Source organism: Streptomyces sp. NPDC048192 (assembly GCF_043202415.1).
Lineage (GTDB): Bacteria > Actinomycetota > Actinomycetes > Streptomycetales > Streptomycetaceae > Streptomyces.
The window spans coordinates 55,679-69,473 of record NZ_JBIDAL010000008.1; the positions used below are offsets into that span (position 1 = coordinate 55,679).

The 13,795-nt window shown below is 71.8% G+C and carries 8 protein-coding genes; 6 read left to right on the top strand and 2 right to left on the bottom strand.

The window, feature by feature from the left end:
- The first annotated feature begins 116 nt into the window (after positions 1–116).
- On the top strand, positions 117–1,865 hold the full coding sequence (locus tag ACGFZN_RS18300; RefSeq protein WP_393859488.1) for a M1 family metallopeptidase: 1,749 nt from the start codon (positions 117–119) through the stop codon (positions 1,863–1,865).
- Between the two features lie 226 nt (positions 1,866–2,091).
- On the top strand, positions 2,092–3,582 hold the full coding sequence (gene hflX, locus ACGFZN_RS18305; RefSeq protein ID WP_393859489.1) for a GTPase HflX: 1,491 nt from the start codon (positions 2,092–2,094) through the stop codon (positions 3,580–3,582).
- 142 nt (positions 3,583–3,724) lie between these two features.
- On the opposite strand, the gene ACGFZN_RS18310 is transcribed toward hflX, so the two are convergent.
- Entirely contained in the window at positions 3,725–4,948 is a 1,224-nt protein-coding gene (locus ACGFZN_RS18310) for a trypsin-like serine peptidase (protein ID WP_393859490.1), read from the bottom strand.
- 441 nt (positions 4,949–5,389) lie between these two features.
- Here ACGFZN_RS18310 and ACGFZN_RS18315 point away from each other — a divergent pair, with 441 nt between their 5' ends.
- The 4 genes from ACGFZN_RS18315 to ACGFZN_RS18330 all read left to right on the top strand — a co-directional run bounded on the left by ACGFZN_RS18315 (position 5,390) and on the right by ACGFZN_RS18330 (position 12,316).
- A complete protein-coding gene (locus tag ACGFZN_RS18315; protein ID WP_393859491.1) occupies positions 5,390–6,976 on the top strand; it encodes a diaminobutyrate--2-oxoglutarate transaminase family protein in 1,587 nt (528 codons plus the stop codon).
- Positions 6,977–7,254: 278 nt separating this feature from the next.
- Entirely contained in the window at positions 7,255–9,237 is a 1,983-nt protein-coding gene (locus tag ACGFZN_RS18320; protein WP_393859492.1) for an IucA/IucC family protein, read from the top strand.
- An 81-nt stretch (positions 9,238–9,318) separates the two neighbouring features.
- Positions 9,319–10,119: a GNAT family N-acetyltransferase gene (locus ACGFZN_RS18325; protein WP_393859493.1), complete on the top strand. Its 801-nt coding sequence runs from the start codon at positions 9,319–9,321 to the stop codon at positions 10,117–10,119.
- A 208-nt stretch (positions 10,120–10,327) separates the two neighbouring features.
- The gene (locus tag ACGFZN_RS18330; protein ID WP_393859494.1) at positions 10,328–12,316 is read left to right on the top strand and encodes an ATP-dependent DNA helicase; all 1,989 of its coding nucleotides are present in this window, start codon (positions 10,328–10,330) and stop codon (positions 12,314–12,316) included.
- Positions 12,317–12,467: 151 nt separating this feature from the next.
- Here the strand turns inward: ACGFZN_RS18330 and lexA are convergent, their stop codons facing one another.
- Positions 12,468–13,247 (bottom strand): transcriptional repressor LexA, encoded by a 780-nt coding sequence (lexA, locus tag ACGFZN_RS18335; protein WP_330337407.1) that lies wholly within the window; start codon positions 13,245–13,247, stop codon positions 12,468–12,470.
- Positions 13,248–13,795: the final 548 nt, after the last annotated feature.

Consider the following 13,795-nt stretch of genomic DNA (forward strand, 5'->3'; position numbering starts at 1 on the left):
GCCGGTGCCGGAAGGCCGCCGGGCTTGGATCAGAAGGCGCTCGGAACGGAACCCGTTCGGGTGGGCCGGGCGCGAGTCGCCGTCGCGGTGCGGAAGCGCACTGGTAGCGGTGGTCCATGCCGCTCAACCCTCACGTCGACCCGCAGGCCCGCACCCACCACCGCACCTCCCCGACCAGCCCCGCCGAGCCCCGCACCGCCCAGACCGGCCCCACCGAGCCCCGTACCGCCCAAACGAGCCTCGGCCCGTCCCGTACCGCCCAAACGAGCCTCGGCCCGTCCCGTACCGCCCAGTCCGGCCCCGCCCAGTCCAGGATCACCCGGCTCCGCGCCCGGCCCCGGATCTCCCGGCATCAGAAGGCGGCCCTGCTCGCCTCCGCCGTCTCCGTCTGCCTCCTCGCCGCCGCGGCCCCGGCCGAGCCGCTCGGCATCGGCGACCGGCTCTACCCGTACCTGGGCAACCCCGGCTACGACGTGGCGTCGTACGACGTGTCCCTGACCTATCCCGGCAGCAACGACAAACCCCTCCAGGCCGTCACCACCATCGACGCCCGGACCACCGCCGACCTGGACCGGATCAACCTGGACTTCGCCCACGGCACCGTGCGGTCGGTCGACGTCGACGGGCGTCCGGCGGCCTTCACCAGCGCCGGCGAGGACCTGGTCGTCACCCCGGAGAGCCCCCTCGCGGAGGGCAGCTGGACCCGGATCACCGTGCGGCACACCAGCGATCCCGTCGCCGCCAAGAACCAGGACGGCGGCTGGGTGCGCACCACCGACGGCCTCGCCATGGCCAACCAGACCGACGCCGCCCACCTGGTCTTCCCGTGCAACGACCACCCGTCCGACAAGGCGATGTTCACCTTCCACGTCACCGCCCCGAACGGCTACACCGTCGTCGCCAACGGGCTGCCCGCCGGAACGGACCGGGCCGGCCGTACGACCACCTGGACCTATCGCACCCGGCACCCCATGGCCACCGAACTCGCCCAGGTGTCCATCGGCCGCTCCGCCGTGCTGCGCCGCGAAGGGCCGGAAGGGCTGCCGGTGCGCGACGTCGTGCCCAACTCCGACGCCAAGGCCCTCGAGCCGTGGCTCGCCAGGACGCCCGGGCAGATCGCCTGGATGGAGAGCAAGGTCGGAACGTTCCCCTTCGAGACGTACGGCCTGCTCATGGCCCAGGCCTCCACCGGGTTCGAACTGGAGACACAGACCCTCTCGCTCTTCGAGAAGAACCTGTTCACCGACTCTGCCTACCCCAAGTGGTACGTCGAGTCGATCATGGTGCACGAGCTGTCCCACCAGTGGTTCGGCGACAGCGTCAGCCCCCGCACCTGGTCCGACGTCTGGCTGAACGAGGGGCACGCCACCTGGTACGAGGAGCTGTACGCCGAGGAGACCGCCCACCGGCCCATGGAGGAGCGGATGAAGGCCGCCTACGGCTCCTCCGACCGCTGGCGCCAGGCGGGCGGTCCGCCGGCGCGGCCCAAGCCGCCCGCTCCGGGCCAGAAGATCGGAATCTTCCGGCCCAACGTGTACGACGGCGCGGCCCTGGTTCTGTACGCCCTGCGGCAGGAGATCGGCCGGCCGGCCTTCGAGCGGCTGGAGCGCGTCTGGGTGAGAGAGCACCGGGACGCCACCGCCGGCACCGCCGACTTCGTCCGGCTGGCCTCGGCGACCTCCGGGCGCGACCTGACCGGCTTCTTCAAGGCCTGGCTGTACGGCGAGAAGACCCCGCCGATGCCGGGCCACCCGGACTGGAAGCCGCTGAGCCCGGCCAAGGCCGCGGGCCCGGCGGGCCACGTCGCGCACGGCCACACCGCGACGCACGGCGGCGGTGCCGGGAAGCAGGGGAGCGGCCGGTGACACAGGGGCCGTGAGGCCGGGCGTGCGGGGCGCGGCCGGGGAGCCCGGGCGCCGCGGGCGCGCGATAACACGGTGACGCGACGAGCCGCCTCGTGCGACCATCTTCGGGTCGGGCGGGACGGGCCACGGGAATCTCCCGGGGTACTCGTACGTTCACCATTCAGAAGCGGTCCTGCGGGCCCGCGCCACCGACGCCGTAACGGCATCCCATCGACGTAAGGATCCAATGACCTCCTCTTCTTCCCCTTCCCAGGACACCAAGCGCCTCGCGCACGCCTATCCCGAGGGTCTTCGGGCCGATGCCCTGATGGAAGAGGACGTCGCCTGGAGCTACGAGATCGACGGCGAGCGGGACGGCGACCAGTTCGACCGCACCGAGCGCGCGGCCCTGCGCCGTGTGGTGGGCCTGTCCACCGAGCTGGAGGACGTCACCGAGGTCGAGTACCGCCAGCTCCGCCTGGAGCGGGTCGTGCTCGTCGGAGTGTGGACCACCGGCACCGCGCAGGACGCCGAGAACTCCCTCGCGGAGCTGGCGGCCCTCGCGGAGACCGCGGGCGCGCTCGTGCTCGACGGCGTCATCCAGCGCCGCGACAAGCCGGACGCGGCCACCTACATCGGCTCCGGCAAGGCCGCCGAGCTGCGGGACATCGTGATCGAGACCGGCGCGGACACCGTCATCTGCGACGGTGAGCTGAGCCCGGGCCAGCTGATCCAGCTCGAGGACGTGGTCAAGGTCAAGGTCATCGACCGTACGGCCCTGATCCTGGACATCTTCGCCCAGCACGCCAAGTCCCGCGAGGGCAAGGCGCAGGTCGCGCTCGCGCAGATGCAGTACATGCTGCCGAGGCTCCGCGGCTGGGGTCAGTCGCTGTCCCGGCAGATGGGTGGCGGTCGCGGCGGCCTCGCCACACGCGGCCCCGGTGAGACCAAGATCGAGACGGACCGGCGGCGGATCCGCGAGAAGATGGCGAAGATGCGCCGGGAGATCGCGGAGATGAAGACCGGCCGCGAGATCAAGCGCCAGGAGCGCCGGCGCCACAAGGTGCCGTCCGTCGCCATCGCGGGCTACACCAACGCCGGCAAGTCCTCCCTGCTCAACCGCCTCACGGGCGCCGGCGTCCTGGTCGAGAACGCCCTGTTCGCGACCCTGGACCCGACCGTCCGCCGGGCGCAGACACCGAGCGGCCGGCTGTACACGCTGGCGGACACCGTCGGTTTCGTGCGGCACCTGCCGCACCACCTGGTCGAGGCGTTCCGCTCCACCATGGAGGAGGTCGGCGACTCCGACCTGATCCTGCACGTGGTGGACGGCTCGCACCCGAACCCGGAGGAGCAGCTCGCCGCCGTGCGCGAGGTGATCCGGGACGTCGGCGCCACCGACGTGCCCGAGATCGTCGTGATCAACAAGGCGGACGCGGCCGATCCGCTGGTCCTCCAGCGGCTGCTCAGGGTCGAGAAGCGCTCCATCGCCGTCTCGGCCCGCACCGGCCGGGGCATCGAGGAACTGCTCGGCCTGATCGACAACGAGCTGCCGCGCCCGGCGGTCGAGATCGAGGTGCTCGTGCCGTACACGCACGGCAAGCTCGTCGCCCGCGCCCACACCGAGGGCGAGGTGATCTCCGAGGAGCACACCGCGGAGGGCACCCTGCTCAAGGTCCGGGTGCACGAGGAACTGGCAGCGGACCTGGCGCCGTACACCCCGGTCTCGGCGGCCTGACCCACGGCTGCACCGAAGGCCCGCTCCCTCTGTACGAGGGGGCGGGCCTTCGTGCGCCTTGTCAGGGGGGCGCGTGCGGCACCGATGTGCGGCAACCCCCACGTCGAGACGTGCAGGCCGCCGCCCTCACCGCCCGGCGTTCCTACTGCCCGGCGAACTTCCTGCTCATCGACGTGTACACGTCCTTGGCCACCGGGCCCAGCCGCGGACCGGCAAGCCATCCCGAGGTCACCGGACCGATGGACGTGTTGGACACGAGCGCGGGCTTGCCGTCGGCACCCGTCTCCACCCAGCCCCCACCGGAGGAACCCGCCGTCATCGTGCAGCCGATCCGGTACATCGTCGGATCCGACTGGTTGAGGGACAGCCGGCCCGGCTTGTCCTTGCACTGGTACAGCAGCTGACCGTCGAACGGAGCCGCCTCCGGATAGCCGGACGCGGTGATGCTGCTGACCTTCGGCACCGCCGGCGCGTCGAAGTTCACGGGCAGCGCCCCACCGACCGTCTCCTCCAGCGACTTGCCGCCGTTGCCCTGCTCCGGGGTCACATGGATCACCGCGAAGTCGTACGGCGCACCGTTGCCGCCGCTCTCACCGCCCTGGTCGATCCACTGCTGCGAGGTACGCGCCCCGTCGGCCCACCAGACGCCGTACGGCGCGATCTCGGACCGGCTGGCGTTCTGCAACTGGGCAACCGACCTGCCCGAGTTGTTGTACGACGGCACGAAGGCCATGTTGCGGTACCAGCCGCCGTTCCTGCCGGCGTGCACACAGTGTCCCGCCGTCCACACCAGGTTGGACTTGCCCGGGTGCGCGGGGTCCTCCACGACCGTGCCCGAGCACACCATGTGGCCCTCGGGCGAGTCGAAGAACACCTTGCCCGAGACAGGTGCGTTGGTGTGGTACGGCGGCACGACCGCCTGGGCCTTCACCGGCTGCGGGGTCGGGTCCGTCACGCCCTGGTCACCGGAGATGTCGTTGTCGCGGACGCCCTTGCCGGGGTCGTTGGCGTGACGCATCCGGTCGGGGTCCCACAGACCCTTGATGATCGGGTTGATGAAGTCGTTGGCCTCGCGCAGCCAGTCCTGCCTGTTCCAGTTCTTCCAGGCGCCGTTCTTCCACTTGTCGATGTCGATCCCGTGCTGCTTCAGCCGCCGCTTGAGGTCGTCCGGGATCTTGATCTTGCCGTCGCCGCCACTGGCCGCGGTCGCCGAGGCGGTCGGCTTGCCGTCGGCCGTGTCGTCGCCGTTGCAGGCGGTGGCGGTCAGCGCCAGCGCCGAGGCGAGGGCGACCGCCGCCAGTGCGGGGGAGGTCCGGCGGGGACCACTCCCTCGCCGAACGGTGAACGACGGCCGTATGGATCGCATGCTCTGACTCCCCCTGAGTGAAGGTACTCGGCGCTTCGGCCGCGCCACCGGCCGCGAACCCATGGGGAGTTCATGCCGGTCCCACGACCGTCTAGGAACGGCATCACACACTATGCGCTCGCTGTGAGGGACTTCCGCCGGAACGGCAACGGTTCGGCTACAAGCCGTCTGACCAGGCCGGTCACCAGGGTGGGGGAGTCCAACGCCGAGGCCGTGACGGCGGCAGGCCGCTGGTCTCCCCCCTGCGGCTCCGTGACGTGCGCCACCGCCCGGACCGCCGGCGACCGTGCACCGCGCGTGCCGCCCTTCCGCCCCGGCAACGATCTTGGGCGAAGCCGTAACCCGTCGAACCCTCCGCGGTTGTAGCGGTGGGGGGCCAGCTGCCTGCACCCGGTCCCCGCCGACCAACTCGCCTGTGGACAGCCGGGAGGACAGCGAGCCGTGGCCGTAACGGAGTCGATGGCCGGGGACATGCCCGGGCAAGCGCGTGCGCTGCACGAGGGGATCCTCAGACGTCAGTCGGCGCGTGAATCCTCCGCCCGCACCTACGCCCGGGCCCTGCCCATCGTCCCGGTCCGGGCCCGTGGGCTCACCATCGAGGGCGCCGACGGCCGCCGCTACCTGGACTGTCTCTCCGGGGCCGGCACCCTCGCGCTCGGACACAACCATCCGGTCGTGCTGCAAGCCATCCGCAGGGTCCTCGACTCCGGCGCTCCGCTCTCCGTCCTCGACCTGGCCACCCCCGTCAAGGACGCCTTCATCACCGAGCTGTTCCGCACTCTCCCCCCAGGCCTCGCCGACCGTGCCCGCGTGCAGTTCTGCGGGCCGGCCGGCACCGACGCCGTCGAGGCCGCTCTCAAACTGGTCCGCGCCGCCACCGGCCGCACGGGCATCCTCGCCTTCACCGGCGCCTACCACGGCATGACCGCCGGCGCCCTGTCCGTCTCCGGTGACGCCCGCGACGTCCAGGTCGCCCGCCTGCCCTACCCCCAGGACTACCGCTGCCCGTTCGGCGTCGGCGGACCGCGCGGCGCCGAACTCGCCGCCCGCTGGACCGAGTCCCTCCTCGACGACCCCAAGTCGGGCGTGCCCCTGCCCGCCGGGATGATCCTCGAACCCGTCCAGGGCGAGGGCGGGGTGATCCCGGCGCCGGACGACTGGCTGCGCCGTATGCGACAGCTCACCGCGGACCGGTCCGTTCCGCTGATCGCCGACGAGATCCAGACCGGAGTGGGCAGGACGGGCGCCTTCTGGGCCGTCGACCACAGCGGCATCACCCCCGACGTCATGGTCCTGTCCAAGGCCATCGGCGGCAGCCTCCCGCTGGCAGTGATCGTCTACCGGGACGACCTCGACGTCTGGCCGCCCGGCGCCCACGCGGGAACCTTCCGGGGCAACCAGCTCGCCATGGCCGCCGGCACCGCGACCCTCGCCTACGTCCGGGAAAACGGACTCGCCGCCCGAGCCGCCGACCTCGGCGCCCGCATGCTGGGCCAACTCAGGGAACTCTCCGACACGTTCGCGTGCGTCGGGGAGGTGCGGGGGCGCGGGCTGATGATCGGGGTGGAGCTGGTGAACCCGGAAGGCACCGGCCCCGGACCCCACGACCACCTCGTGCCCACCGTCTCGGAACCCGCCGTCCCCGCTCCCACCGTCTCGGAACCCGTCGGCTCCGGACTCGCCGCCCAGGAAGCCCACTTCCCGAGACCTACCGTCCCGGAATCCGTCGCCCCGGGGCCCGCCGGTCCTGAACCCGCCGTTCCGGAACGCGCACGCGCCCCGCACCCGGCCTCGCCCGAACTCGCCGTGGCCGTGCAGCGGGAATGCCTCCACCGTGGTCTGATCGTCGAACTCGGCGGCCGCCACTCGGCTGTGGTCAGGCTGCTTCCCCCGCTCACGATCAGCGACGAGCAGGCCATGGCCGTGCTGGACCGCCTCGCGGACGCGGTGGCCGCGGTGGCCCGCGCCTACCAGGAGCACGGCCCACGCCGCGGCCCCCACCACGGCCCTGCCCAGCGCGCGGGCTGAGCCCCGAGCCCGCACCGCCCAGCTCCCGACGCCCGCCCCAGCCATCGGAGCGCCTGCCTTCCCCATCCGACTGCACCCCCCTTTCAAGAACCCTCAGGCCGAAGCCGGCCACCCACGACACATCCACCGCCCACTCGTGCACGCCCGCTCTCCCCGCCGGTCCGGCCCTCCGCGACGGCAACCGCCGACGCCGCCGCGGCAACCGCCGACCGCGCAGGAACACCGCCCGAGCCACGGCACGAGCCCCGCACCTCCCCAGCCAGCCACGAGGAGCCGCCATGAACGCCAGCCCCACTCCCGACGGCAGCGCCGGCGCTCCCGACGAACAGGGAGACCCCGGCGCCCCGGCCTCTCCCGTGCCGCTCGTCGAGTCGGTTCCCCAGCAGAAGCGCCGCACCGCCGATCTGACCCGAGTCACCGAGCCGGGCACCGATCTGCTGGAGCACCCCGACCCGCGCACCGCCGCCCAGGCCGCCACCGTGGAGAACCTCCTGCGGTGCTGGGTCCGCGAGACAGCCCCCGCCGCCCCCACCGCCGGCACCCTGCGCCTTCCGCTTCCGGCCAGCGGCACCTGTCTGCTCGTGCCGGTCCGCTACTGGTCCCCTACGGGCGCGCACCGCTTCGGCCCACCGCGCCTCGCAGGCGCCCCCGACACCGCCCCCGCCGTCGACGCCGTCACCCTGGCGGCGCTGCTCGCCCGCGAGACGGCCGGTGACACGAGCGCTGCGTCCGGCACCGATGCTCCGGGCACCGAGACCGCGGGCGCCGAGACCCCGGGCACCTCAGATCCCGGCGACGGCGGCGACCTCGTGGCCAGGGTGGCCGACTCCCTCCGCCGCACCGCGACCTTCCTCCGCGAGCGCCGCGAGCACCCCACCGATGTCCCAGACCTCTTCCTCTCCGCCGAGCAGGCGCTCGTCCTCGGACATCCCCTGCACCCGACCCCGAAGAGCCGGGAGGGCCTGACCGAGGCAGAAACCCGCCTCTACTCACCGGAGTTGCGCGGCTCCTTCCCTCTGCACTGGATGGCTGTCGCCCCCTCTCTCCTCGCGACCGACTCGGCCTGGACCGAAAGCGGCCGACCCGTGCCGGCCGGCCACCTCACCCGGCGCCTCGCCGGGACCGACCTGCCGCTGCCCGACGGCTACGCCGCCCTGCCCCTGCACCCCTGGCAGGCCCGCGAGCTGCGCCATCGCGAGAGCGTCGGCGCCCTGCTCGACGCCGGCCTCCTGCGCGACCTCGGCCCTCTCGGCGCCCGCTGGCATCCCACCTCCTCCGTACGCACCGTCCACCGGTCCGGCGCCCCCGCGATGCTCAAGCTGTCGCTGGGCCTGCGCATCACCAACTCCCGCCGTGAGAACCTGCGCAAGGAACTCCACCGGGGAGTCGAGGTCCACCGGCTCCTGCGCTCCGGTCTGTTCAAGCAGTGGCAGGCCGCGCACCCCGGCTTCGACATCGTCCGTGACCCGGCCTGGCTCGCCGTCGACGACCCGGACGGCCGGCCGGTGCCCGGACTGGACGTGGTGATCAGGCACAACCCGTTCACCCCGACCGACGACGTCGGCTGTGTCGCCGGACTCGTCTCGCCCCGGCCCGTCTCCGACGGCGCCGACGCCACGACGCGGCCGCCGGCCCGGCCCATGCGTTCACGGCTGGCCGAGCTCGTGGAGAGGCTCGCCGCCCACACCGGCCGACCGGTCGGAGCCGTTGCCGCCGAGTGGTTCCTCCGCTACCTGGCGCACGTCGTCCGCCCCGTGCTGTGGCTGGACAGCGAGGCCGGCATCGCACTGGAGGCCCACCAGCAGAACACCCTGCTCCTGCTCGACGGCTACGGCTGGCCCGTCGGCGGCCGCTACCGAGACAACCAGGGCTACTACTTCCGCGAGTCCCGGCGGGCCGAACTGGACGCCCGGCTGCCCGGCATCGGCGAGCGCAGCGACACCTTCGTCTCCGACGAGGTCACCGACGAACGCTTCGCCTACTACCTCGCCGTCAACAACGTGCTGGGCCTGATCGGCTCGTTCGGCTCCCAACGGCTCGCCGACGAGCGCCTCCTCCTCGCATGCTTCCGCCGCTTCCTCAGCGAGGTCGCCACGGGACCCGGAGCACTGCGCACCCCTCTGCCCGGGCACCTGCTCGATTCACCCGTGCTGCGCTGCAAGGCCAACCTGCTGACCCGGCTGCACGGCCTGGACGAACTCGTCGGCCCGGTCGACACCCAGTCCGTCTACGTCACCATCGCCAACCCCCTTCATTCCTGAGCTTCATTACTGAGCGAATCGAACCGTCTCCCCGCCCTGCCGAGGAACATGACCCACCTCGTCTCCTGAGAGGAGCGCACCATGCCTCCCACCGACGCGAACGCCGGCCCCGGCCCCGCCCGCCCCGGTGCCCCCACCCACGCGGGCGCGCCTGTCCACGAGGCCTCCGGCGGGCCCGCCGCGGACCGAGCGGGCAGCCGGAGTGCCCCCTTCGCGGGCTTCGCCGTCGAGGACGACGACGGGGACTGCGAGGAAACACTGGACCTGCATCTGCCCGCCGATTTCCTCGCGCTCCTCGCCGGAGGCACCGGCCATCTCCTGGGTCAGCTCCCCTCGTGGGGCCCGGTGGTCACACGGGTCGGCTCCTTCCGGCTCGTTCCTGTACGCATCGATCAGGACCTGCCGCTCGTCCATCGCTGGATGAACGACCCCGCCGTCGCGGAATTCTGGGAGCTGGCCGGGCCCCCGAACCGGACGGAGGAGCATCTGCGCGCGCAACTCGACGGCGACGGAAGCAGCGTGCCCTGCCTCGGCGTACTGGACGGCACACCGATGAGCTACTGGGAGATCTACCGGGCGGACCTGGATCCACTGGCCCGCCACTACCCGGCCCGGCCGCACGACACCGGGATCCATCTCCTCGTCGGCGAAGCGGCGGACCGAGGGCGGGGCGTGGGCTCGGCCCTGCTGCGGGCCGTGGCCGACCTGATCCTCGACCGGCGCCCCGCGTGCGCACGCGTCGTAGCAGAACCCGACCTTCGCAACACCCCCTCCGTCGCAGCGTTCCTGAGCGCGGGATTCCGGTTCGCGGACGAGGTCGACCTGCCCGGCAAGCGGGCCGCCCTCATGATCCGGGACCGGGTCCTGCGCGATGTGCTGTAGCGCACTGTGACCGCCCTGTCACATCTAGTACGACTGGTGTGCCGGGGGAGTTCCCGCCGATCCCGGAAATTCCTGCGCCGACCACCGTCCACTCGTTCACCCGCTCAACCGTCCACCTCGCCCCACCCAGGAGCCCGGCCGTGATCCCGCCCTCCCTCCCCGTCTTGATCGCCCGTTTGTCAGTGCCGGGCCGTAGGGTGGTCGGGCTATGACGAAGCCCTCACTCCCCGAGCTCCTGCACGCCGCTGTCACCGCTGTGGGCGGCACGGAGCGCCCCGGCCAGGTGACCATGGCCGAAGCGGTCGCCGAGGCGATCGACGACGGATCCCACCTGCTGGTCCAGGCAGGTACCGGCACCGGCAAGTCGCTCGGCTATCTCGTGCCGGCGCTCGCGCACGGGGAACGGGTGGTCGTCGCCACGGCCACCCTCGCGCTGCAGCGCCAGCTGGTGGAGCGGGACCTGCCGCGCACGGTGGAGGCCCTGCACCCGCTGCTGCGCCGCCGCCCGGAGTTCGCGATGCTCAAGGGCCGGTCGAACTATCTCTGCCTGCACCGGCTGCACGAGGGCATGCCCCAGGACGAGGAGGACGGTCTCTTCGACCAGTTCGAGGCCGCGGCGCCCACCAGCAAGCTGGGCCAGGATCTCCTCAGGCTGCGGGACTGGTCGGACGAGACGGAGAGCGGCGACCGGGACGACCTCACTCCGGGCGTGTCGGACCGCGCCTGGGCACAGGTGTCGGTGTCGTCGCGGGAGTGCCTGGGCGCATCGAAGTGCGCCTACGGCGCCGAGTGCTTCGCGGAGATGGCCCGGGAGCGGGCCAAGCTCGCCGACGTCGTGGTCACCAACCACGCGCTGCTCGCCATCGATGCCATCGAGGGCGCACCGGTGCTGCCGCAGCACGAGGTGCTGATCGTGGACGAGGCTCATGAACTGGTCTCCCGCGTCACCGGCGTCGCGACCGGCGAGCTCACGCCCGGCCAGGTCAACCGGGCGGTGCGCCGCGCCGCCAAGCTCGTCAACGAGAAGGCCGCCGACCAGCTGCAGACCGCCGCCGAGGGCTTCGAGCGGCTGATGGAGCTGGCACTGCCGGGCCGTCTGGAGGAGATCCCGGAAGATCTCGGCTATGCACTGATGGCCCTGCGGGACGCCGCGCGCACGGTCATCACCGCGCTCGGCACCACCCGCGACAAGTCGGTGCAGGACGAGGACGCGGTCCGCAAGCAGGCGCTGGCCTCGGTGGAGACGGTGCACGACGTCGCGGAGCGGGTCCTGAACGGCTCGGAGTGGGACGTCGTCTGGTACGAGCGGCACGACCGCTTCGGTGCCTCCCTGCGCATCGCGCCCATGTCGGTGTCGGGTCTGCTCAGGGAGAAGCTGTTCTCCGACCGCGCGGTCGTCCTCACCTCGGCGACCCTCAAGCTGGGCGGTGACTTCAACGGCGTGGGCGCCTCCCTGGGGCTCGGCCCCGAAGGCGTGGAGGGCGAGGACCTGCCGAAGTGGAAGGGCATCGACGTCGGCTCGCCCTTCGACTACCGCAAGCAGGGCATCCTCTACGTCGCCCGGCATCTCTCGCGCCCCGCGCGTGACGGGGAGCGCTCCGACATGCTGGATGAGCTGACCGAGCTGATCCAGGCGGCCGGCGGCCGTACCCTCGGGCTGTTCTCGTCCATGCGGGCCGCGCAGCTCGCGGCGGAGGAGCTGCGCTCGAGGATTCCCGAGTTCCCGATCCTGCTCCAGGGCGAGGAGACCCTCGGCGAACTGATCAAGAACTTCGCGGCCGACCCGAGGACCTGTCTGTTCGGCACCCTTTCTCTGTGGCAGGGCGTCGACGTGCCGGGACCGAGCTGCCAGCTGGTCGTCATGGACAAGATCCCGTTCCCCCGTCCCGACGATCCCTTGATGAGCGCCCGGCAGAAGGCGGTGGAGGACGCGGGAGGCAACGGCTTCATGGCGGTGGCTGCCACCCACGCCGCTCTGCTGATGGCCCAGGGCGCCGGCCGGCTCGTCCGCGCCTCGGGAGACCGGGGCGTGGTCGCCGTACTGGACCAGCGGCTGGCGACCGCACGGTACGGCGGCTATCTGAAGGCGTCACTGCCGGACTTCTGGTACACCACGGACCGTAACCAGGTGCGTAAGTCGCTCGCCGCGATCGACGCGGCGGCTAAGGCGGTCGAGGCGCAGCAGGACGCGAAGTGATCGCGGGGTGGCCTGACCGGCGCCGGTCAGGCCACCCCGCCATACGAGGGAGTGCCGGGAACCGTCCCGGACAGGGCAGGGCCCCGGAACCGGCGCAGGGGTTCCGGGGCCCGGTCAGGGAGCGAGCTGCCGTACGGCCCGCCCGCAGGCGTCACACGCGCCGCAGCACCGCGACGACCTTGCCCAGGATGGTCGCGTCGTCGCCGGGGATCGGCTCGTAGGCCGCGTTGTGCGGAAGGAGCCAGACATGGCCGTCCTCGCGCTTGAAGCGCTTGACGGTGGCTTCGCCGTCGAGCATCGCGGCCACGATGTCGCCGTTCTCGGCGACCGGCTGGCGGCGCACGGTGACCCAGTCGCCGTCGCAGATCGCGGCCTCGATCATGGAGTCGCCGACGACCTTCAGGACGAAGAGCTCACCGTCGCCGACGAGCTGGCGGGGGAGGGGGAAGACGTCCTCGACGGACTCCTCCGCGAGGATGGGGCCACCGGCGGCGATGCGGCCGACCAGCGGGACGTAGGACGCGGCGGGCTTGCCGGCGGTGTCCGTGGGCTGCATGGTCACGGCCTGGTCCGAGCCGCGCACCTCGTACGCACGCGGGCGGTGCGGGTCGCGGCGCAGGAAGCCCTTGCGCTCGAGTGCCATCAGCTGGTGCGCGACCGAGGAGGTGCTCGAGAGACCGACGGCCTGGCCGATCTCCCGCATCGACGGCGGGTAACCGCGCCGCTGTACCGAGTCGCGGATGACCTCGATCACGCGGCGCTGCCGGTCGGTGAGTCCGGAGCTGTCGGCCCGGATGCCTGGAGGTCGGCCTGGCAGGGAGCGCTTGGGCCCCTCGGGATTCGTGGCTTCGTTCATCACGTGTACCGCCTCGACTCGGCCCTGGGAGCGGTCCTGGGCGGTGATGGTGGCACTGTCTGCGGTGGTGGTCACGTCGGCCCCTCTCGATGGTCTCCCTGCTGCACAACGGTAGTTGCTTTCGAAAGGTTGCGCCAAACACACGTTCGAGTGAAAAAGTGTGATCCACCTGACGCGATCATGTGTCTGGGTGTATTGCTGACGCGCCACCTGGCGGGCAAAAGCGCCCATTGTTGTACTCTTCACCGCCGGGGTTGCCGACCTCGTGGGTCGCGGCCCCAGTCTGCCATCCGGGAGCCGGCCGTCCTGGCTCCGGGTCCCTTCTGCCCCGGAGTCCCACGCGTCCTCCGTGTGGCGCTCACGGTATCTCCGTAAGCCGCACAGCGATACGGTTCTGCGGCCCGCGTGTCCCTGAGCGGGCCGTTCGCGGCCGGTGCGCGCGGTGGTTCCCGGCGACACGCGATTCTGCCTCGATGTATGAGCCAATCCCCACATCTAGTGGTTGGATGGCTACGGCAGCCCAGAAGTTGTGGTCCCCCCGGTCTGAGACGGCTCCACGATCGCCTATGCTTAGGGCTGCTTCGCGGGGCTCATGTGGCTCGGTGAGGTTTATGGGTCTGCTG

Excerpts from the sequence above, each read along its gene's own strand:
- ACGFZN_RS18325 (WP_393859493.1), top strand. The coding sequence starts at position 9,319 with ATGCCTCCCACCGACGCGAACGCCGGCCCCGGCCCCGCCCGCCCCGGT.
- ACGFZN_RS18320 (WP_393859492.1), top strand. The coding sequence starts at position 7,255 with ATGAACGCCAGCCCCACTCCCGACGGCAGCGCCGGCGCTCCCGACGAA.
- hflX (WP_393859489.1), top strand. The coding sequence starts at position 2,092 with ATGACCTCCTCTTCTTCCCCTTCCCAGGACACCAAGCGCCTCGCGCAC.
- ACGFZN_RS18300 (WP_393859488.1), top strand. The coding sequence starts at position 117 with ATGCCGCTCAACCCTCACGTCGACCCGCAGGCCCGCACCCACCACCGC.
- ACGFZN_RS18310 (WP_393859490.1), bottom strand. The coding sequence starts at position 4,948 with ATGCGATCCATACGGCCGTCGTTCACCGTTCGGCGAGGGAGTGGTCCC.
- ACGFZN_RS18330 (WP_393859494.1), top strand. The coding sequence starts at position 10,328 with ATGACGAAGCCCTCACTCCCCGAGCTCCTGCACGCCGCTGTCACCGCT.